The 20,276-nt window shown below is 77.5% G+C and carries 22 protein-coding genes and 1 tRNA gene; 9 read left to right on the forward strand and 14 right to left on the reverse strand.

Annotation, left to right across the window (positions count from 1 at the left end):
- Positions 1 to 44 precede the first annotated feature (44 nt).
- From ACI780_RS15200 to ACI780_RS15220, 5 genes are all read right to left on the reverse strand, one after another.
- Positions 45 to 1,532 carry a protein kinase domain-containing protein gene (locus ACI780_RS15200; protein ID WP_457003895.1) on the reverse strand — a complete coding sequence of 496 codons (1,488 nt, stop codon included), beginning with the start codon at positions 1,530 to 1,532 and terminating at the stop codon, positions 45 to 47.
- A 209-nt stretch (positions 1,533 to 1,741) separates the two neighbouring features.
- A complete protein-coding gene (locus ACI780_RS15205; protein WP_456869154.1) occupies positions 1,742 to 2,581 on the reverse strand; it encodes a TSUP family transporter in 840 nt (279 codons plus the stop codon).
- A 56-nt stretch (positions 2,582 to 2,637) separates the two neighbouring features.
- Entirely contained in the window at positions 2,638 to 3,048 is a 411-nt protein-coding gene (locus tag ACI780_RS15210; protein WP_456869153.1) for an arsenate-mycothiol transferase ArsC, read from the reverse strand.
- Complete coding sequence (locus tag ACI780_RS15215; RefSeq protein WP_457003898.1) at positions 3,045 to 3,779, reverse strand: aquaporin; 735 nt, start codon at positions 3,777 to 3,779, stop codon at positions 3,045 to 3,047. The genes ACI780_RS15210 and ACI780_RS15215 overlap by 4 nt, the downstream gene beginning before the upstream one ends.
- Positions 3,780 to 3,784: 5 nt before the next feature.
- Positions 3,785 to 4,138, reverse strand: coding sequence for a metalloregulator ArsR/SmtB family transcription factor (locus ACI780_RS15220; protein WP_457003900.1), 354 nt, complete (start codon positions 4,136 to 4,138; stop codon positions 3,785 to 3,787).
- Between the two features lie 131 nt (positions 4,139 to 4,269).
- Here ACI780_RS15220 and ACI780_RS15225 point away from each other — a divergent pair, with 131 nt between their 5' ends.
- From ACI780_RS15225 to ACI780_RS15235, 3 genes are all read left to right on the forward strand, one after another.
- On the forward strand, positions 4,270 to 4,761 hold the full coding sequence (locus tag ACI780_RS15225) for an ArsI/CadI family heavy metal resistance metalloenzyme (RefSeq protein WP_457003902.1): 492 nt from the start codon (positions 4,270 to 4,272) through the stop codon (positions 4,759 to 4,761).
- 137 nt (positions 4,762 to 4,898) lie between these two features.
- Positions 4,899 to 4,985: transfer RNA gene (locus tag ACI780_RS15230), tRNA-Ser, on the forward strand.
- A gap of 176 nt (positions 4,986 to 5,161) precedes the next feature.
- Positions 5,162 to 6,136, forward strand: a complete 975-nt coding sequence (locus ACI780_RS15235; RefSeq protein WP_456869149.1) for a GGDEF domain-containing protein — start codon at positions 5,162 to 5,164, stop codon at positions 6,134 to 6,136.
- Between the two features lie 6 nt (positions 6,137 to 6,142).
- Here ACI780_RS15235 and ACI780_RS15240 read toward each other — a convergent pair whose 3' ends face one another.
- On the reverse strand, positions 6,143 to 7,252 hold the full coding sequence (locus ACI780_RS15240; protein WP_457003905.1) for an NAD(P)/FAD-dependent oxidoreductase: 1,110 nt from the start codon (positions 7,250 to 7,252) through the stop codon (positions 6,143 to 6,145).
- A 117-nt stretch (positions 7,253 to 7,369) separates the two neighbouring features.
- Here ACI780_RS15240 and ACI780_RS15245 point away from each other — a divergent pair, with 117 nt between their 5' ends.
- The gene (locus ACI780_RS15245) at positions 7,370 to 7,918 is read left to right on the forward strand and encodes a mycothiol transferase (RefSeq protein WP_457003907.1); all 549 of its coding nucleotides are present in this window, start codon (positions 7,370 to 7,372) and stop codon (positions 7,916 to 7,918) included.
- A gap of 39 nt (positions 7,919 to 7,957) precedes the next feature.
- On the forward strand, positions 7,958 to 8,449 hold the full coding sequence (locus ACI780_RS15250; RefSeq protein ID WP_456869146.1) for an NUDIX domain-containing protein: 492 nt from the start codon (positions 7,958 to 7,960) through the stop codon (positions 8,447 to 8,449).
- Here the strand turns inward: ACI780_RS15250 and ACI780_RS15255 are convergent.
- Positions 8,446 to 9,258 carry an endonuclease/exonuclease/phosphatase family protein gene (locus tag ACI780_RS15255; protein WP_456869145.1) on the reverse strand — a complete coding sequence of 271 codons (813 nt, stop codon included), beginning with the start codon at positions 9,256 to 9,258 and terminating at the stop codon, positions 8,446 to 8,448. The genes ACI780_RS15250 and ACI780_RS15255 overlap by 4 nt on opposite strands.
- A gap of 65 nt (positions 9,259 to 9,323) precedes the next feature.
- On the opposite strand from ACI780_RS15255, the gene ACI780_RS15260 reads away from it, so the two are divergent.
- The 3 genes from ACI780_RS15260 (at position 9,324) to ACI780_RS15270 (ending at position 11,343) form a co-directional block, all read left to right on the forward strand.
- On the forward strand, positions 9,324 to 10,214 hold the full coding sequence (locus ACI780_RS15260) for a 1,4-dihydroxy-2-naphthoyl-CoA synthase (RefSeq protein WP_457003910.1): 891 nt from the start codon (positions 9,324 to 9,326) through the stop codon (positions 10,212 to 10,214).
- A gap of 85 nt (positions 10,215 to 10,299) precedes the next feature.
- Positions 10,300 to 10,632, forward strand: a complete 333-nt coding sequence (locus ACI780_RS15265) for a hypothetical protein (RefSeq protein ID WP_456869143.1) — start codon at positions 10,300 to 10,302, stop codon at positions 10,630 to 10,632.
- Between the two features lie 114 nt (positions 10,633 to 10,746).
- Positions 10,747 to 11,343: a TetR-like C-terminal domain-containing protein gene (locus ACI780_RS15270; RefSeq protein WP_456869142.1), complete on the forward strand. Its 597-nt coding sequence runs from the start codon at positions 10,747 to 10,749 to the stop codon at positions 11,341 to 11,343.
- 12 nt (positions 11,344 to 11,355) lie between these two features.
- Here the strand turns inward: ACI780_RS15270 and ACI780_RS15275 are convergent, their stop codons facing one another.
- On the reverse strand, positions 11,356 to 12,057 hold the full coding sequence (locus tag ACI780_RS15275; protein ID WP_457003913.1) for a TetR/AcrR family transcriptional regulator: 702 nt from the start codon (positions 12,055 to 12,057) through the stop codon (positions 11,356 to 11,358).
- 241 nt (positions 12,058 to 12,298) lie between these two features.
- Here ACI780_RS15275 and ACI780_RS15280 point away from each other — a divergent pair, with 241 nt between their 5' ends.
- Positions 12,299 to 13,255 (forward strand): Gfo/Idh/MocA family protein, encoded by a 957-nt coding sequence (locus tag ACI780_RS15280; protein ID WP_457003915.1) that lies wholly within the window; start codon positions 12,299 to 12,301, stop codon positions 13,253 to 13,255.
- Here ACI780_RS15280 and ACI780_RS15285 read toward each other — a convergent pair.
- The 6 genes from ACI780_RS15285 to ACI780_RS15310 form a co-directional block, all read right to left on the reverse strand.
- A complete protein-coding gene (locus tag ACI780_RS15285) occupies positions 13,168 to 14,382 on the reverse strand; it encodes a glycosyltransferase (protein ID WP_457003917.1) in 1,215 nt (404 codons plus the stop codon). The genes ACI780_RS15280 and ACI780_RS15285 overlap by 88 nt on opposite strands.
- 8 nt (positions 14,383 to 14,390) lie before the next feature.
- A complete protein-coding gene (locus ACI780_RS15290) occupies positions 14,391 to 15,347 on the reverse strand; it encodes a glucosyl-3-phosphoglycerate synthase (protein ID WP_457003919.1) in 957 nt (318 codons plus the stop codon).
- Between the two features lie 170 nt (positions 15,348 to 15,517).
- Positions 15,518 to 16,492 carry a glucosyl-3-phosphoglycerate synthase gene (locus ACI780_RS15295; RefSeq protein WP_457003921.1) on the reverse strand — a complete coding sequence of 325 codons (975 nt, stop codon included), beginning with the start codon at positions 16,490 to 16,492 and terminating at the stop codon, positions 15,518 to 15,520.
- Between the two features lie 81 nt (positions 16,493 to 16,573).
- Positions 16,574 to 18,733, reverse strand: a complete 2,160-nt coding sequence (locus tag ACI780_RS15300) for a phage holin family protein (protein ID WP_457003923.1) — start codon at positions 18,731 to 18,733, stop codon at positions 16,574 to 16,576.
- Positions 18,730 to 19,395, reverse strand: coding sequence for a DedA family protein (locus tag ACI780_RS15305; RefSeq protein ID WP_456869135.1), 666 nt, complete (start codon positions 19,393 to 19,395; stop codon positions 18,730 to 18,732). The genes ACI780_RS15300 and ACI780_RS15305 overlap by 4 nt, the downstream gene beginning before the upstream one ends.
- Positions 19,392 to 20,201, reverse strand: a complete 810-nt coding sequence (locus ACI780_RS15310) for an MBL fold metallo-hydrolase (protein WP_456869134.1) — start codon at positions 20,199 to 20,201, stop codon at positions 19,392 to 19,394. Before ACI780_RS15310 ends, ACI780_RS15305 begins: the two co-directional genes overlap by 4 nt.
- Positions 20,202 to 20,276: the final 75 nt, after the last annotated feature.

Genomic DNA, 20,276 nt, shown 5'->3' on the forward strand with positions numbered 1-20,276 from the left:
CAACACCGGGTGAGCCCGATCCATGCCCGGGCTTTCCCCGGCCCTCAGTCCTTGTCCTTGTCCTTGCCGTTCCCGTGGCCCCGGCCGTTGCCGTTCCCGTCGCCGGGGTCCTCGTCGCCGTCGTCCCCGGTCTCCTGCGGCGCCGGCGCCGGGGCCGGGGTGGGCGCGGCGGTGGGGGCGGGGGCCGGGGGCGGGGCGACGGCGTGGGTCAGCGTCACCGACTGCCCGGGCAGCAGTTCCCCGGCGGGGTCGACGGCGATGACCAGCCCGTCGGCGACGTCGGAGGTGGTGAGCGGACGCCGCTGCACCTGCAGGCCCAGGGCGGCGAGCTCGGCCTCCACGTCGGCCACCGGCCGGCCGACCAGCGCGGCGGGGTCGAGCCGGACCGTGCTCGGCGGAGCGGGGGCGCTGCTGGTCGTGGTCGCCGCCGTGGCGTCGGCCGGCGGGGAGGACGCGTCCTCGCCCGCGCTCCCGAGCAGGCCGGAGACACCGAGCGCGACCAGGGCCGCCGCGACGGCGGCGCCGGCGACGGCCGGCCACACCCGGCGGCGGCGCGGCGGGTCCTCCGGCGCGGTGCCCTCGTGCACCGCGGTGTCGCCGGCGGAGGGGCCGGGGGGCGCAGCGGTGGCGGATCCGGTCGCCGCGAGCGGGAACGGCAGCACCGCCGTGGCGTGCCGGTCCCCCTCGACCTCCGGCGGGGTCGCCGCGACCGGTGTCAGCGCGTCGACGGCGTCACGCAGGGCCGCCCCGTCGGGGAACCGGGCGGCGGGGTCCCGGGCCATGGCCCGCGCGACGAGGTCGCGCACGTCCCCGGGCACGTCCGGTGGCAGGGGCGGGGCCGGCTGCCGGATCTTCGCCAGCGCGATCTGCACCGGCCCCTCGCCGTCGAACGGCACGCGGCCGGCCAGGCACTGGTAGGCCACCACGCCCAGCGCGTAGACGTCGCTGGCCGGGCTGGCGGGGACGCCGTCGGCCTGCTCCGGGGAGAGGTAGTGCGCCGTGCCGAGGACCTGCCCGGTCCGGGTGAGGTGCAGGCTCGACGCCGACCAGGCGATCCCGAAGTCGGTGATCTTCACGTCGCCGTCGGCGGTGACCAGCACGTTGGCCGGCTTGACGTCGCGGTGCACGACGCCGGCCGCGTGCGCGGCCGCCAGCGCCGCCGCCGTCTGGCGCACGATCCGCAGCGTGAGCGCGACGTCGAGCCGCCCCCGCTGCACGAGCAGGTCCGACAGCGGGGTGCCGTGGACGAGCTCCATGACGAGGTAGGGGAGGGTCCCGGTGGGCCCCTCGGCCTCCCCGTAGTCGTGCACCGCGGCGATGTGCGGGTCGTTGAGCAGGGCGGCGTGCCGGGCCTCGGCGCGGAACCGCTGGAGGAAGGCCGGGTCGCCGGTGAACTCCCGGCGCAGCAGCTTCACCGCGACGGTGCGCTCCAGGAGCGTGTCCTGCGCGCGCCACACCTCGCCCATGCCGCCGCCGGCGATCATGGTGCCGAGCCGGTACCGGTGGCCCAGCAGGTCCCCGGTCGCTGTCATGGCCAGCCGCTCCGCTCTCGGTCGATCGCCGTCGGACGTCGCGCCGGCCGGCTGGCGGCCTCCCTCGGCACGGGTCAGCGGGCTGCGCCGGGGTGCGCCCCGCGGCGCGGCACGGTGCGGCCCGTCCGCGCGGGAGGGGGACGGGCCGGCGCCCGGGAATCTACCCGCCGGGCCGCCGCGGGACGGGCACCGCCGGGCGCGTCGGCCCGTCAGCCGTGCCGCCAGACCTTCACGGCCGAGAGGAGCAACAGCGCGACCACCACCGGCACCAGGACCACCGCCGGCACGGCGCCGAGCAGCAGGCCGCCGGCCACCGAACCGGCCACGGACCCGGCGGCCATCGCCAGGACGAAGCGGCCGTCGGCCCGCAGCACGCCGAACGCCTGGTCGCGGCTGTAGCGGGAGAACGCGACGAGCATCGTCGGGAGGCTGACCAGCAGCGACAGGCTGCCCGCCAGCTTCACGTCGACGGCGGACAGCACCGTGATCGTCGGGATGAGCAGTTCGCCGCCGGCGACGCCCATGACGGCGGCCACCACCCCGATGCCGAACCCGGCGACCACGCCCGCGACGGCCTGCACGGCGGTGGGCAGCTCCGGGTGGGGGACGACGTCGAGGTGGTGGGCGGCGAACACCGCCGCGATGCCGAGCAGCAGGGCCCCGAGGACCCGGTGGAGGGTCGCGGCGCGCACCCGGGTGGCCCAGGACGCGCCGACCCAGGCGCCGGGCAGGCTGCCGGCCAGCAGGCTGACGGCGACCGGCCAGTGCGCGGCGACGGCGTCGAGCGGGACCGCGGAGAGCCGCGACGGGACGGCGACCAGGACGACGACCAGGCTCATCGCCTTGTTGACGACGACCGCCTGCAGGGCGAGGAACCCGAACAGGCCGATCAGCAGCGGCAGCCGGAACTCCGCACCGCCCAGACCGACGAGTCCGCCGAGGAGGCCGACCGCGGCCCCGGCGGCGAACGCCGGGACCGGCCGACGGCGGGGAGGACGGCTGTCGGTGAGCGGAGCGCCGGCCGGCGTCTCGTCCCCGGCCGCCGCCACGGGCGCACGGTATCCGGGCGGCGTCCCCACCGGACAGCGTGCGCGGCTCCCCGGTCCTACGCGACCGGCGGCACCAGCTCGGCGAGCAGGGCGCGGACCCGGGTGTCGAGGTCGTCGACGATGCGCCGCACGGTGTCGAGGTCCTGGCCCTTCGGGTCGTCGACCGGCCAGTCCTCGTACCGCTTGCCGGGCACGTAGGGGCAGGTCTCCCCGCACGACATGGTGACGACGACGTCGGCGGCCTCGACCAGGTCGTACCGCAGCCTGGTCGGCGTGTGGTCGGTCACCGGCAGGCCGCGCTCGGCGAGCACCCGGGCGACGACCGGGTTCACCTCGGTGCCCGGCTGCGAGCCCGCGCTGCGGACCTCGACGCGGTCGCCGCCGTGGTGGCGCAGCAGGGCGGCCGCGGCGACCGACCGGCCGGCGTTGTGCACGCAGCTGAACAGGACGGACGGCCTGGAGGTCATGGAGTGCCTTCCGAGGAGGAGTGTCGGCGGTCGCCGCGGCCGGTGTCGGCGAGCTCCCCGGCGACCGCGGCGGCGTCCGGGTAGAGCAGGCGGACGGCGCCGACCGCGAGGGCGGCGCCGGCGAGCTGGGCGAGCACGAAGCCGGGCACCGACGACGGCGCGATGCCCGCGAACGTGTCCGACAGGGTGCGCGCGGCGGTGACCGCGGGGTTGGCGAAGGACGTGCTGCTCGTGGCCCAGTACATGGCGGTGATGACCCCCGCGACGGCGTAGGCGACGTGCGACGCCCGGCCGGAACGGGCCACGCCGAAGACGACCAGCAGCAGGGCGAACGTCGCGACCGCCTCGCCGAGCCACAGCCCGCCGCCGGACCGGTCGCGGGTGCTGAGCTCGATCGCAGGGAGGCCGAACATCAGGTCGGCCAGCACCGCGCCGGCCGCACCGCCGACGAACTGCGCGCCGATGAACACCACGGCCTCACGGCCGGTGATGGCTCCGAAGGCCCGCTCGGCGAGGGTGACCAGCGGGTTGAAGGCCGCCGACACCGGCCCGAGCGCCAGGATCAGCGCGACCAGCACCGCGCCGGTGACCAGCGCGTTCTCCAGCAGCTGCAGGCCGACGTCGTCCGGGGACAGCCGCTGGGCGGCGATGCCGGAGCCGACCACGGTGGTGACCAGCAGCAGCGTGCCGAGCCCCTCGGCGAGGGCCTTGCGCGCCAGCGCCGAGCCCACCCCGGTCAGCGGGTCGCCAGGGCCGCGCGCAGCCCCTCGAGCGCGGCCGGGACGACGGCGTACCAGACGTTGCGGCCGCGCTTCTCGCTGGTCGCCAGCCCGCTCTCCACCAGGATCCGCAGGTGGTGGCTCACCGTGCCCTGGCTGCGGCCGACCGGCTCGGTCAGGTCGCACACGCAGACCGCGCCGCCCTCGGCGGTGGCCAGCAGCGACACCAGCCGCAGCCGGACCGGGTCGGCCAGGGCGGCGAACTGCCGGGCGAGGGTCTCCGCGCCGGGCTCGGAGAGCACCTCGACCGACAGCGGCGCGCAGCAGGCCACGTCCGGTGGGTCGAGCACGGGCAGCTCGCGGGCGGTCATCGGGTCGGTCCCCTCCGTCCTCGCGGCCCGCTCCCGCGGACCCATTGACAGTCGTCGATACTAGCGGCACAGTCAGCCATCGACAACCGTCAATGCCTCGGCGTCCGCGCCGGCACCCCAGGAGGTCAACCGTGTCCCGTCTGCAGCTCGCCCTGAACGTCGACGACGTCGAGGCCGCGACCGCCTTCTACGCCGAGCTGTTCGGCGTCGCGCCGGCCAAGACCCGGCCGGGGTACGCCAACTTCGCCATCGCCGACCCGCCGCTGAAGCTGGTGCTGCTGGAGAACCCGGGGTCGGGCGGGACGCTGAACCACCTCGGCGTCGAGGTGGCCTCCGTCGAGGAGGTCGACGCCGAGCGGAACCGTCTCGCCGCGGTCGGCCTGGCGACCACCGAGGAGCGCGACTCGACCTGCTGCTACGCCACGCAGACCAAGTTCTGGGTGGAGAACACGCCGAGCGGCGAGCGGTGGGAGGTCTACACCGTGCTCGCCGACAGCCCCACCTTCTCCGGCGGCACCGCTGCCGCGGCCGCCGGTACCGACGGCGGGGCCTGCTACACGTCCACCGACCCCGGCGGCTCGGCCTCTCCCGCTGCCCCGGTCGCCGCGGCCGCCTGCTGCTGACCCTCGGCGGGGTGACCGCCGCCGTCCTGCGGTCCCACGGTCGCCCGCCGGTGCGCACGCCGGCCGGGTCCGGGGGCAGGTAGCGTCAGCATCCCCAGCTCCCGCCCTGCGGTGACCGCCGCAGGGCGGGGCTCGGAGGAGGGCTCGCCTAGCGGCCGATGGCGGCGGTCTTGAAAACCGCTATGGGGTCACACCCATCGTGGGTTCGAATCCCACGCCCTCCGCACCGACGCCGGCACCTGTGCCGGGGCCGCCCGGCACGCCGTCCGCGCCGACACCCGCCCCCTTCGGGTGGGTCGGCTCAGGGCAACGGCCCGTTGCGGCCGAAGGATCAGGTGTGGCCGCTCCCCGGGGACTGAGAGCGCGGCAGCCGAGGGCCGCCGCACGGTCCCTCGTGCTCATGCTGGGGGTCTCCGCCCTCGTCCTCGCCGTCGTCAGCACGTTCGGCACCAACGCGGCGAGCTGGCTGAGCACCGGGGCCTCCTGGGCCGGGGTCGTCCTCCTCGTGGCCCTCGCCGTCGCCGTCCGGTCGGCCGACCCCGAGCGCCTCGACCGCGCCGGCCTGTTCACGGCGGCCGGTGCGGCGGGCGCGCTGCTCGTCTGCGGGCTCAACCTGCTCACGCAGGACTCCTCGGCCGGCGCCCAGGCCTTCCTCGCCTTCCCCGTGCTCTGGGCGGCGTCGCACCTGCGCCGGGCCGCGGTCACCGGGGTGACGGCGACCGCGGTGCTGGCCAACGCCGTCGTCGTGCCGCTGCTGGTCCCCCTCGACGTCGGGATCAGCGACGTCCTCATCACCGGGGTCGTGCTCGCCGTGGTCGCGTCCATGCTCGAGCGCTCCTGCGCGGTGCAGGAGCGGCTGGTCGAGGCCCTCGAGCAGCAGGCCACCGTGGACACCCTCACCGGCCTGGTCAACCGCCGCGTCCTCGACGACGCCCTGACCGTCGCGCTGACCGGCTCCGGGGACGACGGCACGGCCCTGCTGCTGCTCGACGTCGACTCCTTCAAGCAGATCAACGACGAGCACGGCCACCCCGTCGGCGACGACGCGCTGGTGCACCTGGCCGGGATCGTCCGCGGGCAGATCCGCGCCGGCGACGCCGTCCTGTCCCGGCTGGGCGGCGACGAGCTGGCCGTGCTGCTGCCCGGCTGCAGCTCCGAGGTGGCCGTCGCCCGCGCCGAGTCGGTGCTGGAGACCGTGCTGTCCACCCCGCTCACGCTGCCCGACGGCAGCCTGCTGGCCATGTCGGTGAGCGTGGGGGTGGCGCACTGCCGCGCCGGCGTGCTGGGCCGCCGCGAGTTCTACGCCGCCGCGGACCGGGCCCTCTACCGCGCCAAGCGGGGCGGGCGCGGCCGCGTCGAGGTCGCCCCCGCCTAGCGCTCCTCAGCGGAGCTGGCGCACGGCGGCGGTGAGGGCGCGGGCGGTCAGCCGGCCGTCGGCGAGCCCGAGCGCCACCACGTCGTCGAACACCCGCTGGTCGGCCGCCGCCGCGCGGAACGCCGCGTCCATGACCACCGGCCACCGGCTGATCCACGACGCCGCCGACGCCGACCGGTGGTGCGCCCCCAGCCGGCGGCGCAGCGCCCGCCGGTGCACCGCGCCCGCGCCGGCCCCCGACGACGCCGCGGCGCCCGCCAGCGCCCCCGACAGGACGGCGTAGAAGATCCCCTCACCGGTCATCGGGTTGACCAGCGACGCCGCGTCGCCGGCCAGCAGCACCCGTCCGTCGGGCTGGCGCGGCCGGCCGGTCGACAGCGGCAGCCGGTGCGCCCGCAGGCCCTCCGGCTCGACGCCGGGCAGCAGCCGGTGCAGACCCTCGACCAGCGCCGCCCGGTTCGCCCCGGCGGAGACCAGCTCGCCGTACCCGACGTTGACCCGTCCGTCGCCCAGCGGGAACGACCACGCGTACGCCGGCCAGCGCTGCTCTGTGGTCACCAGCACCTGCGTGCCGGCCTGCCCGGGCGGCTCCGGCGCGTAGCCGCGCAGCGCCACGGCCAGCCGGTCGTCGCGGTTGCGCCGCAGCCCCAGCGCCCGCCGGACCACCGACTCCGCCCCGTCGGCGCCGACCAGCACCCCGGCGGCGAGCACACCGTCGACGACGACGCCGTCGGGTCCCGGCGCGACCGCGCGGACGGTGTGCCGGCGCAGCACCGCGCCCCGGTCGAGGGCGGCGGCCAGCAGGCGGGCGTCGAACACCTCCCGCGGCACCACCGACGACGGCCGGTGCGTGGTCCGCTCGACGGCGGCGCCGCCCGGGGAGCGCAGCGAGAGCCGCGGCGCCGGCGCGTACCCGGCGGTGAGGGCGGCGACGTCGACCCCCAGCCCGGCCAGCACGTCGAGCGCCTCCGGGGCGATGCCGTCGCCGCAGACCTTGTCGCGCGGGAAGTCCGCCCGGTCGAGCACCAGCACCGACGCGCCCGTGCGCAGGGCGGACAGCGCGGCGGCCGCGCCCGCCGGGCCGCCCCCGACCACGACGACGTCCCAGCGCTCCACGACGGCGACGCTAGGCAGCCCGGCGGCCGGGGGCCACCGGGGCGACGCGGTTACGGCTCTGGTCCGTCCCGCTCGGGCGGCGCAGGATGGCGGCACCGGCGTCCGCGAGGAGGAACCGTGCCCGCACCCGACGAGCGCGACCTGCTGCTGGGCCTGCTGGCCGGCCAGCGCAGCGCCCTCCGCAACGCCCTCCACGGCCTGACCGAGGAGCAGGCCCGGGCCACGCCCAGCGCGAGCGCGCTGTCGCTGTCGGCGCTGGTCAAGCACGTCGCGCAGGGGGAGCGGGCGCACGTCGCCGGGCTGGTCGGGCGCCGTCCGCACGCGCTGGAGGCCGACCCGCAGTCCGGCTGGATGGCCGGCTTCACCCTGACCCCGGAGGAGACCGTCCCGGTGCTGCTCGACCGCTGGGCGGAGGTGGCGCGCGAGACCGAGGAGGTGGTGCGCGCCGAGCGCGACCTCGACCGGGTGGTCGACGTCCCCGACGGCGTCGCGCGGTGGCTGCCGTGGGGCACGGAGACCACCGTCCGCCTCCTGCTGCTGCACCAGGTCGAGGAGCAGGCCCGCCACGCCGGGCACGCCGACGTCATCCGCGAGTCGATCGACGGCAAGGGCGCCTGGCAGCTGGAGGCCGAGGCGCAGGGCATCGCCGCTCCCAGCTGGGACTGACCCGGGGCGGAGGCGCTGCCGGTGCGGTGGAATGGGGACGTGGCGACCAGCGGGCTGACCCCCACCGACGGCTGGACCACCTGCTCGCTCGGCCACCGCCACTGGGGCCGCGCCGGCGCCGCCGGGTTGCTGGTGCACCGCGACGGCGCCGCCGGCCCGGAGCTGCTGCTGCAGCACCGCGCCCTGTGGTCGCACCACGGCGGCACCTGGGGGACGCCGGGCGGCGCGCTGCACCTGGGCGAGACGGCCGAGCAGGGGGCGCTGCGGGAGGTCGAGGAGGAGCTCGGCCTGGCCGCGCGCGAGCTGGTGCTCGGCGCCCGGTCGGTCGACGACCACGGCGGCTGGGCCTACACGACCGTGCTCGCCCGTCCGGTCGGCGACCTGGACCCCTCGCGGCTGCGGCTCGACGGCGAGAGCACCGGCGTGGCCTGGGTGGCGCTCGCGTCGCTGCACCAGGTGACGCTGCACCCTGGCCTGGCCGCGTCGATGGACCGGCTGCGGCCGCTGCTCTCCGACGGGACGGCGGCCTAGACCCTCTCGACGGTCACCGTCAGCGCCCGGTGGTCGCCCACCGGCAGCGCCCGGACGGCGGGGTCGCGGCCGGTCGCCGCCCGGCCGAGGGCCAGCACGTGGTCCAGCTGCAGTCGCGGCGCGTGCGCGGGGAAGCTCGCCTCCTGCACCAGCCGCGCCGCGCCGGTCAGCCGGGCGGGCACGCCGCCGGGCAGGTTGAGGTCACCGGCCAGCACCACCGGGCCGGGCAGCGTCGCCGCCCACCGGCGCACCCGGCGCAGCTGGCGGACCGCCGTGGGCGGCGAGAACGACAGGTGGGTGGCCACCACGGTCAGCCCGTCGAGGCACGCGGCGACGGCGACGCGCGGCTCGTCGGGCACCCACCACGTCCGCAGCCGGCCGGTGCCGGGGTCGGGGGCCCGCAGCGGCAGCCGCGCCCGCCCCGTGCCCAGCCCCAGCACCGCCCAGCGGCGCACCGGGCGGCGGGACACCAGCGCGACGCCGTACGCCGGCTCGGACACCGGGTCCCCGGGACCGCGCAGCCCCGCCGGGTCGGCCGCGGTCCAGGTGCCGCGGAACGGGCTCGGCGTCCCGTCGAGCGTGGCGGCCATCCGCCAGTCGGCCGCGGCCAGCGCCCCGGCGACGACGGCGGCCTGGTCGGCGCCGCCGGAGCGGGGCTGGCAGGCGTCGACCTCCTGCACGGCCAGGACGTCGGCGTCGAGCCCGGCGACGGCGGCGGCCAGCCGCGGCGCCGTCAGCACGCGACCGTCGGGACCGCGCCCGGAGGCCAGGTTGAGGGTGCCCACGCGCAGGGCTCCGCCGTCGGGCACGCCCGCGACGCTAGCCGCGCGACGGCCACCGCGCCCGGTCGGGCGGGACTCGCTACGTTCTCCGGGTGAGCGCCCGCGACGACGTCTCGGAGATCTTCGACGCCGCGGCGTGGCGGCCGGTCGAGGGGTTCGACCTCACCGACCTCACCTACCACCGCGCCGTCGACGCCGGCGTCGTCCGGGTCGCGTTCGACCGGCCCGAGGTGCGCAACGCCTTCCGGCCGCAGACGGTCGACGAGCTGATCGCCGTGCTCGAGCACGCCCGGCTGTCCACCGACGTCGGCTGCGTGCTGCTCACCGGCAACGGGCCGAGCCCGAAGGACGGCGGCTGGGCGTTCTGCTCCGGCGGGGACCAGCGGGTGCGCGGGCGGCACGGCTACGAGCACCAGGTCGGACGCAGCAGCGGCCGGCTGCACGTCCTCGAGGCGCAGCGGCTGATCCGGTTCATGCCGAAGGTCGTCGTCTGCGTCGTCCCCGGCTGGGCCGCCGGCGGCGGGCACAGCCTGCACGTCGTGTCCGACCTGACCCTGGCCAGCGCCGAGCACGGCCGGTTCAAGCAGACCGACGCCGACGTCGGCAGCTTCGACGGCGGCTTCGGCTCGGCCTACCTCGCCCGCCAGGTCGGGCAGAAGTTCGCCCGCGAGGTCTTCTTCCTCGGCGAGGAGTACTCCGCCGAGGAGGCGCACCGGATGGGGATGGTCAACCGGGTCGTCCCGCACGCCGAGCTGGAGGCGACCGCGCTGGACTGGGGCCGGCGGATCGTCGCCAAGAGCCCGACCGCCCAGCGGATGCTGAAGTACTCGTTCAACCTGGTCGACGACGGGCTGGTCGGCCAGCAGCTGTTCGCCGGGGAGACCACCCGGCTGGCCTACGCGGCGGAGGAGGCCGTGGAGGGGCGCGACGCCTTCCTGGAGAAGCGCGACCCCGACTTCTCCCGCTTCCCGTGGCACGTGTGAAGGACCCCGTCCTCCCCACCCCTCGCAGGCTCGGGGCGGGACCCGGGACGGGGCCGCACCTGAGAGTCACCTGGAGAGGACGCACATGATCGTCGAGGTGGTGGGCGGCGCCGACGAGCGCCCCGAGGTGCGGGTCGTCGACACCGACGACCTGACCAGGCTCCACCTGGCCCTCGGCCAGGTGACCGACGAGGAGGCCGACGAGGCCCTGCGCGCGGCGGGGCTCGGCCGTCTGGAGGACGCCGACACCGGCCGGCTCGACGCCGCGGCGCTGCGGGCCGCGGCCGAACCGGACGCCGACGTCGCCGACTGGGCCCAGCGCTGGGACCGGATGGTCGAGCAGGCCCGCGAGCGGGGCTGGCTCAGCGACGACGGTGCCACCCTGCAGGTCCACGTGGAGAGCGCCGCGGGCGCCTGACGTGCCCTTTCGCCACTGCGGTCACGGTCGTCGGAATTCGGTCGTTGTGGTCACTCCATCCACGCGCCAGTATGAGGCAGTGCACAACCTGATGACGTGCGAACGGATCCGCTCGTGAGCGGCACCCCCGGGCGCCCGCTGAGCGCCGAGCTGTCCGAGCAGCTGGTCGCGGTCGCCGTCGACATCCTCGCCGAGGAGGGCTGGGGCCGGCTCAACAGCGACCGGGTCGCGGCCCGGGCCCGCGCTGGCAAGGCCGGCATCTACCGGCGCTGGCCGTCGATGTCCGCGCTGGCGCGCTCGGCGGTCAGCCGCTTCCGGCTGGTGCGCGCACCCGACGACGAGGGCTCGCCCCGCGCCGACCTGGTCGCGCTGGTCGCCTCCTGGCGCCGGCCCCTTTCCCGCGAGGAGCGGGCCGTGGCCAGCCTCGTCGGTGCCGCCCGGCACGACGAGGACCTGCGGGCCGGCCTGGACGCGGCCCTGGTCGACCCGCTGACGGCGGTCGTCGACACGCTCGGGGCGCGGTGGGCCGAGCACGGTGAGGACGTGCCGGCCGAGCGCCTGGCGCTGCTGCGCTCGGTGCTCGAGGCCTTCTGGTGGCAGCGGCTGACGGTGGCCGGCGACGGCGCCATGGTGGCCGAGCACGTCGAGCAGGTCGTCGACGAGGTGCTCATGCCGATCGTCGCACCGGCCGCGGAGCCCGCCCGCCGCTGACGCGGACCGCCCTCAGACGGCGCGCAGCACGCCGGCGCCCGCGTCGTCCCGAGCCGTGCCGGCCCGCAGGTCGGCGTCGAGGTCGTCCTCCAGCCGGGCGAGCAGCCGGTCGGTGAGCGCGCGGGTGCGCGCGGCGACCCCCGGGACCTCCTCGGGAGCGGGCGGCCGGTCGCGCAGCTCCGTGACCAGCGTCCGCGTCGTCGCCAGCCACGTGGCGGCCACCAGCCCGGCGGTCAGCCGGGGGTCGACGGGCGCGGGCCGGTCGGCGTCCGGGCCGGTCCACGCCTCCTCGAGGGCTGCCCGCAGCAGCTGCTCGGCCCCGTGGTGCAGCTCCCGCTCGGCCGCCTGCAGCGCGGCCGACCGGTCGAGGTCACCGGCGGTGCAGCGTCCCTCCGGCGCGGCCAGGCGCTCGACGAAGCTCCCCATCGCCTCGGTGAGGTGCGCGCGCAGCGCGGTCAGCGCGGGTACGCCGGGCGCCCGGTCCCGCACGGCCTCAGTGGGGCCGGTGACCCACGGCGACCGGCCGGACCAGTAGAGCTCCTCCTTGGTCGCGAAGTGGTTGAACACCGTCTGCACGGCCACCCCGGCCGCGGCGGCGACGTCGGCGATGGTCACCGTGTCGAAGCCACGCTCGCAGAAGAGGCGCTGGGCAGTCTCGCGCACCTGGGCGCGGGTCCGGGCCTTCTTCAGTGCGCGGCGGGGCTGCTCACTCACGGTTCGGACGCTATCAACGGGGAGTGCTCACTTCGCGCGATACGGAACAGGATCTGCCGGAGTCGACGGTACGCGGCCGCTCCGGGCCGGCGGGCACCCGAACGATCCTGCCGCACGGGCGGCGGGCCCTCGGCACGGGGCCGGGGTTCCGCGGGCGCGGGCCGGGGCAGTCCCCGTCCATGAGCACGCTCCCGCACGGCACCGCTCCCGCCTCCCGGTCCGCGTCCGAGGGCCGGTCCGCGTGACGCTGCGGGCCGGTCTGGTCGGCGCCGGCGGGGTGGGTGCCCGGCACGGGCGGACGCTGCGCGGCCTCGACGGCGTGGAGCTGGTGGGCGTCGCCGACGCGGTCCCGTCCGCGGGGGCCGCGCTCGCGGCGAAGCTCGGCGTGCCCGCCCTGGGGGTCGAGGAGCTGCTGCGCGCCGGGGTAGACGCGGTGTGGCTGTGCGTGCCGCCCTTCGCGCACGGGGAGCTCGAGCTCGCGGTGGTCCGCGCCGGGCTACCGCTGTTCGTCGAGAAGCCGCTGGGCGCCGGTCTCGCCGTCGCCGAGGAGGTGGCCGCTGCCGTCGCCGCGGCCGGCCTGCCGACGGCGACCGGTTACCACTGGCGCCACCTGGACACCGTCGCCGCGGCGCGCGCGGTCTGCGCGGCGCACCCCCCGCGGCTGGTGTCGCTGAGCTGGTACGACAAGGTGCCGCCGCCGGCCTGGTGGGCGCGGGCCGAGCGGTCCGGCGGGCAGGTGGTCGAGCAGGCGACGCACGTGCTGGACCTGGCCCGCGTGCTCGCCGGCGAGGTGGCCGAGGTCGAGGCGGTGGCCGCGCCGTCGTCGGACCCGTCGTCCCGGGACGTCGACGACGCCACTGCGGCGCTGCTGCGCTTCGCCTCCGGCGCGGTGGGCACGCTGACCGCCGCGTGCGTGCAGCCGGCGAAGACGCGCGCCGGCCTCGAGCTCTCCTGCCCGGGCGCGGCGGTGGAGCTCACCGAGACGTCGCTGACCGTGACGACGGCCGAGGGCGTCGAGCACCGCGAGCCCGCGGTGGACGCCCGCACCGCGGTCGACCGGGCCTTCGTCGACCTGGTGGTCTCCGGCGTCCGCGCCGAGGGCCTGGTCGACTACGCCGAGGCGCTGCGCACCCACCGCCTCGCCGTCGCCGTCGCCGAGTCGGCGAGGACCGGGTCGCGGGTGCGGCTGGAGGCCTGAGCGGCGCGCCGCAGCACCTCGCCGTAGAGCCGCTCGTAGGCCGCGGCCATGACGGCGGGGGCGAAGCGGCGGCGGCCCTCCTCCGCGCAGACCTCCGGGTCGAGGGTCCCGACCCGGCGCAGGGCCGCGGCCAGGCCCGCCTCGTCGTCGGCGAGGAAGCCGGTGCGGCCGTCGTCGACGAGCGTGGGCAGGCAGCCGCGGGCCGTGGCGACCACCGGCGTGCCGGCGACCAGCGCCTCGCACACCGCCGTCGCCCCCGGCTCGTCCCACCGCACCGGCGACAGCAGCGCGCGGGCGCGGCGCAGCAGGTCGGCCTTCTCCTCCCCGGCCACGCTGCCCACCCAGCGGGCGCGGTCGCCGTCGAGCAGCGGGTCGACGTGCTCGCGGAACCAGACGACGTCGGGGTGGCCGAGCGCCGGGTGCCCGGGGACGTCGAGCGCGGCGTCGAGGGCGGCGCGGTCGGGGAAGGGCCCGACCGGCCCGGCCAGCACCACCGGGACGCCCGCGGCGGCCGCGGCCCGCACCGCGGTGTCGGTTCCCTTGAGCTCGCAGAGGCGGGCCAGGACGAGGACGGCGTCGTCGCGCTCCTCGCGGGACACCGGCGGGCCCGCGTCCACCGGCACCGACAGCGGCACCGCGCCCAGCGTCTGCCGGCGCATCCGCTCCGGCCCGCGGGCCACCTGGCTGTCGGACACGCCGGCGAAAAAGACCCGCCCCCGGCCGTCGAAGCGCTCGTAGAAATCGGCGTTGCGGCGCACGTCCCAGTGCAGCGTGTGCAGCACCGGCGGGACGGCCGCTCCGAGCGCGCCGAGCAGCGCCGGGCCGACGACCTCCAGGTGGGTGTGCACCAGGTCGAAGGGCTCGGGAGCGCCGGTCGCGGCCTCGGCCACGACGAGGGCGTGGGCGTGTGCCGTGCCCACCACCTGCGCGTAGGGCGCGCCCAGCCGGTCGAACCGGCCGGTGGGGAAGGCGCTGACCAGCCCGTCGACGGGCAGCGGGGAGTCGCCCGGCGCGGCGAGGACGACGGTGTGCCCGCGGGCGCGCAGCTCCGTGGTGAGCGTGGCGACGACGTTCTCCAGCCCGCCGTAGCCGGCCGGCGGCACGGGCAGCCACGGGCCGCTGTCCATGAGGATCCTCACGAGCGGCCCCACCCGGCGGCCGGCCGCACGGTGCGCATCGGTGGCCGCTCGGTCACCGCGACGTCCCAGCTGACCGCCTCCACGCCGTCGGCGGTGCGCAGGAACTGCAGCAGCTCCGAGGAGGGGCTGCCGGTGCCGGGCCGGCGGGCGATCGCGGTCTGCAGGATCTGCCCGGCCATGCGGCCCAGGGCAGCGTCGGACTGGTGGCCGTGCTGCCGGGTGCCGAGGTCGACCTGGGCGAGCGCGTCGACCCCGGCCAGCCCGGCCAGGTCGACCAGCAGACCGAACTCGACGCCGTAGCCGGAGACGAACGGCACCCGCTCCAGCAGCTCGCGGCGGCCGGCGTACTCCCCGCCCAGCGGCTGCACGAAGCCCGACAGCTCGGGCCACCAGGCGTTGAGCAGCGGCCGGGCGAGCAGCTCGGTCACCCGCCCGCCGCCGGAGGGGACGATGCCCTCGGTCGTGGCCAGCGGGCGGTCGTAGAGCGCCTTGACGTAGCCGATCCCCGGGTCGGTGAGCAGCGGGCCGAGCAGGCCGACGACGAACTGCGGGTCGAACCCGACCAGGTCGGCGTCGACGAAGACGACCAGGTCACCGCTGGTGGCGTGCAGCCCCTTCCACAGTGCCTCGCCCTTACCCGGCACCCGGCCGTGGGCGGGCAGCACGGTGGCGGTGTCGACGACCCGCGCCCCGGCGGCCGCGGCGACGGCGGCGGTGCGGTCGGCCGACCCGCTGTCGACGACGACCACCTCGTCGACCAGCGGCGCGTCCCGCACCAGCGCCTCGCGGATGGCGGCCACGATCGCGCCGACGGTCGGCTCCTCGTCCAGCGCGGGCAGGACGACGCTGACGGTGCTGCCCTGGGACCGCTTGGCCTCGGCCAGGTCGGCCGCGCGCCAGGACGCCGCGGTGTAGGTGCGCCGGCTCAGCCACCGGCGGACGTCAGGCCGCATGGGTCGTCTCCCCACGGTCGGGTGCCGGCACCCCCGCCGGCACGGGACCCCCGTCGCGACAGGATGCCGTACGCCGCGCCCGGCGGCACCCCTCCGCGGCCGACGGCGGTCCGGGGACGTCCTCGCAGGTGGCGACGCCCGCGGGCCCCGGGTGGTCCGGGGCGCGGGTCTCAGACGGCCCCGGCGCGGCCGGCCCGGTACTCGGGGACGGTCGTCATCGGCGGCCGCTCGTCGACGCCCACGGGGGTGCTCACCGGCGTGAACCCGGTGCCGTCGCCGCGGAACTGGGTGAGCAGCGCGCCGGCCCCCGCGGATGCGGCCGGGCTGCGGGAGAGCACCGCCGAGACCACCTGCCCGGCCATCCGGCCGAGGGCCTCCTGGTCCTGGGAGGTGTGCCGGCGCACGCCGAGGTCGACCTGCGCCAGCCCGCCCAGGCCCAGCAGTCCGAGCAGGTCGACCAGCAGGCCCACCTCCACCCCGTAGCCGGAGAGGAACGGCACCTGCTCGAGGGCGGCGCGGCGGCCGGCGTACTCCCCGCCCAGCGGCTGGACGAAGCCGGCGAGCTCCGGCCACAGCGCGTTGAGCAGCGGCCGCGCGGTGAGCTCGGTGACCCGGCCCCCGCCGGCCGGCGTCGAGCGGCCGTCGACCTCCAGCGGGCGGGTGTAGCAGCCCTTGACGTAGCCGACCTGCGGATCGGTCAGCAGCGGCGCGAGCAGCCCGGGCACGTAGTGCGCCACGTCGCCGAGCAGGTCGGCGTCGAGGAACACCAGCAGGTCACCGTCGGTGGCCGCCAGCGCCTTCCACAGCGCCTCGCCCTTGCCCGGCCGCGACCCGTGCGCCGGCAGCACGTCGGCGGCGGCCACCACCTCGGCGCCGGCGGCGCGGGCGACCTCCGCGGTGCGGTCGGTGGAGTCGGAGTCGACGACGAGCACCTCGTCGACCAGCGGCACCGCCCGCACCCACCGCGCGACCAGGTCGGCGACCAGCCCGCCGACGGTCGCCTCCTCGTCCCGCGCGGGCAGCACCACGCTGACCCGGTGCCCGCCGCGGCGCCTGGCGAGGAGCAGTGCGTCGAGGTCGACGTCGGCGAGGGATCGGACGGTGGAGGTGCGGCCGGAGAACCAGGCGCGGGCGTCGGGTCGCATCGGCCCACTGTCGTGGAGACCCCGCCGGCGTCGCCACGGGCGGGGCACCTGTTCACGCAGCCGTAGCCGGGAGGTCACCGGTCAGACGCGGCTGCGGTCGGCCGCGCGCAGGCCGGTGACGCTGAGCGGGCCCACGGCCGCGCCGGCGCCGTCGGGCTCGGGGTGGCCGAGCTCGGTGAGCCAGCCGCGCAGCACGCGGTGCAGGTGCTCGGCGCCGACGATCTCGCCGGGCGGGGTCAGCTGCCGCGGGTGGGCGAGGAAGCCGCGCTGCTGCGGGCCGCCGAGCCCCCCGTGGGAGCCCACGTGCGGCTCGAAGGGGGAGGCCTCGTCGGTGTCGGGGTCGTAGCGGCTGTTGACCACCACGTCGGGGCAGTGCGGGAAGGCCGACACCCGCGCCACCAGCGCCGGCGCGTGCTCGCCGTAGGGGACCAGGGGGTCCTCGCCGATCACCACCCCGGTGTCGAGCCGGTGCAGGCCGTCGCGGCCGAGCACGACCGGCCCGTGCTCGTCGGAGTGCACCAGCGCGAACCCGACGCCGTCGTGGTCGACGAGGGCGGGCAGCAGGTCGGGCCAGTGCCGCTCGATCTCCTCCAGCGGCACCCGGCCGGGCAGGTCGGCGAAGGAGACGCCCGCGGTGTGACCGGAGACGACGACCACCACGCCGGGCGCCACCCGCGCCACCTGGCCGGGGCGCCCCGACGGCGTCCGGTGCCGGTGCTCGGTGGCCCCGGCGCTCTCCACCCGCTCGCGCAGCCGCCGGGCGATCGGGCCCGGCCCCGACGCGGCCTCGGCCAGGGCCGAGGCGACCTGCCAGCCCTCCGCGGCGCGGCGGCTGTCGCGCGGCTCGGGCCCGCGGTGGTCGGGCGCGGGAGACCCGCCGCAGTGCCGGCCCACGAACGCCTCGATCGTCTCGCCGAACCGCTGCGCGAAGGCCTCGCCCTGGGTCTGGCCGTGGTCGGACAGCAGCACCAGGTGGTAGTCCCGCGGGGCCAGCTGGCCGGCGCGGGCCAGCCGCCCGATCTGCTGGTCGATGCTGCGCAGCACCTCGAGGGTGTCGAAGCGCTCCACGCCGCTGTGGTGGGCGACCTCGTCGTAGCCGAGGAAGTCGGCGTAGACGACCGGCCGCCCGGCCAGCATGTCCTCGAGGATCGCGGCGACGACGACGTCGCGGGCGATGACCGTCGTCCCCGGCCGGGCCAGGGGGTAGATCCCGCCGCGGCTGACCCGGGGGCGGACGTCGGCGCGCCGCTGCCGGGCCGCGGCGGCCAGCTCCCGGTAGACGTCGACCAGCGAGACGCCGAGCGTGCGGACGGCGTTGACCGGGTTGGCGAAGTAGGCGTAGTAGCCCGCACCCACCCGCTCGCGGCGCCGTCCGGCCCGGCGCGTGGTGACCAGCGGCAGGGAGCTCATCGTCAGGCTGACGTGCGGCGCGTCGCCGCTGAACAGGTTCCCGCGGCTGGCGCCCCCGCCGGCCAGCAGCCCCCGCCCGTCGGAGTGGCGGCGCTCCACCTCGGCGGCGTCGGCCGGGTGCGAGACCTGCACGACGTGGTCGCGGTCCTTCTCGTAGTAGCGGAACCCGACGACGTCGTGGTTGGAGCCGTGCAGGATGCCGCAGACCGAGGCGCCGGTCTGCGAGCTCCAGTCGGTGTGCCAACTGGTCAGCGCGTGGCTGCCCGAGCGCAGCCAGGCGGCGAGGGTGGGCATCGACCCGTCGCGGACGGCGCGGCGGGCGGTGTCGGCGCCCAGGCCGTCGATCTGCAGGAACAGCACGCCCGGCGGGAGGGGAGCGGCCGCCCCGGCGGCGGTGGCGCGGCGGCGGACGCGGCGGAAGAACAGCTCGTCCTCGTCGATGGCCAGCGCGCTGTTGACCACCGCGGTCACCGCGGCCATCGCGACGACGACCAGCACGCCGGTGCGCAGGTCGGCCACCCGCACCCCGGGGATCGCGAAGGAGACGGCCAGCACCGCCGCGCCCAGCAGCAGGAAGCTGCCCAGGCCCAGGGTGAACAGCGCCAGCGGCAGCGCGACGCGCATGACCAGCGGCCAGACCACCCCGGCGAGCACGCCGAGCAGCAGCGCGGCCAGCGGCGGCTGCCACCAGCTGCCCATCTCGAAGCCCTCGAGCCAGCGGTCGAGGGCGACGAGGGCGAGGGTGGTGAGCAGCCAGGTGAGCAGCACGCGGGCCGGCCCCCGGCCACGGCCCAGCACCCGGCCGCCGTCGCGTCCGGAGGAGCGGGTCACGAGGCGGGGCCGCACGGGGTGGCCGACGCGGGGGTGCCGTCGTCGGCGTCGTCCTCCGGGTCGCCGGCCGCGTGCCGGCGCCGCCGGGACTGCACGAGGTTGAGGACCGCGCCGACCAGCAGCACCAGCAGGGTGGCCACCAGCGTGGCGAGCAGCGGGTTGTCGAAGACGCCGCCGCTGGCCACGCCGATGAGCGCGTAGGCGACCGCCCACAGCGTGGCGGCGAGCAGCGAGGCCGGCAGCAGCCGCCGCCAGGGGTAGGTCAGTGCCCCGGCGGCGAGCAGCACCGGGATGCGCCCGGCCGGGAGCAGCCGCCCGGCGACGATGATCTGCCAGCCGTGCCGGCGGAACTGCTCGCGCACCTCCTCGATCCGGTCGGCGTGCTGGCCGCGGGCCACCCAGCGCACCGCGGCCGGCCCGCCGGAGCGGCAGACGGCGAAGGTGGCGACGTCGCCGATCCAGGCGCCCAGCGTGGCCAGCACGAGCACCAGCACGATGTCGAGCTGCCCGTCGCTGGTGGCGAGGGCCGCGGCGGCGCCGACGACGGCCCCGGTGGGGACGACCGGCACCAGCGAGCCGAGCAGGACGCCGCCGAAGACGACGGGGTAGCCGAGGGAGGAGCCGTCGGTCCAGCCGGACGCGACGGTGGTGGCGGCGCTCACGGCGTCCCCGCGGCGGTGGGCAGGACGACCGGGTCCCCCGGCTCGGTGACCGCGACGGTGGTGGGCAGCCCGCGGGCGGCCACCGCGGCGGCGAAGTGCCGGGGCGGCTCGACGAGCAGCCGGCGGTAGCGGCGGCCCAGCCCCGGCAGCGCCGTCGCGCCGGCCACGGCGAGGGTGCCCCAGTGCACCGGGACGGCGACCCGCGGGCGCACCCGGGCCACGGCCTCGGCGGCCCGGCGCGGATCGAGGTGCCCGGGTCCGAGGGTGGGACCCCACCCCCACACCGGCACCAGGGCGACGTCGACGCCGCGGTCGCCGACGTCGCCCATCCCGGGGAACAGGTCGGTGTCACCGAGGGCGTAGACCGTGCTGCCCGCGCCCTCGACCAGGTGGCCGACCGCCTGCGTGTCGGGGCCGGCGGTCAGCCGCGGACCCCAGCGGTGGCCGCTGTGCCGCGCGGGGACGGCGGTGACCCGCAGGTCGTCGTGGGTCAGCGACTCCCCGGGCGCGAGCTCGTCGACCCAGCGCAGGCCCCGCGACCGCAGCCAGGCGCCGGCGCCCCGCGGCACGACCACGCGGACACCGTCGCCCAGCAGCCGCAGCGAGGGCAGGTGCAGGTGGTCGGCGTGCAGGTGGCTGACCAGCACGAGGTCGACCCCGGCCCACGCCGACGCCGGCGGGGTGGCCGCGACCCGGCGCAGCGGCCCGGCGCCGCGGGTGAGCAGCGGGTCGGTGAGGACCGTGCTGCCGGCCAGCTCCACGCGGACCGTCGAGTGGCCGAGGTAGTGCAGCACCGGGTCACCCACGCGGCCAGTATCGACCCAGCCGGCGACGGAACCGGAGCGTTTCCGCACGACGTCCCGGCGCGGGCCCGGCGTGCC

The organism is Geodermatophilus sp. SYSU D00814 (assembly GCF_054050055.1).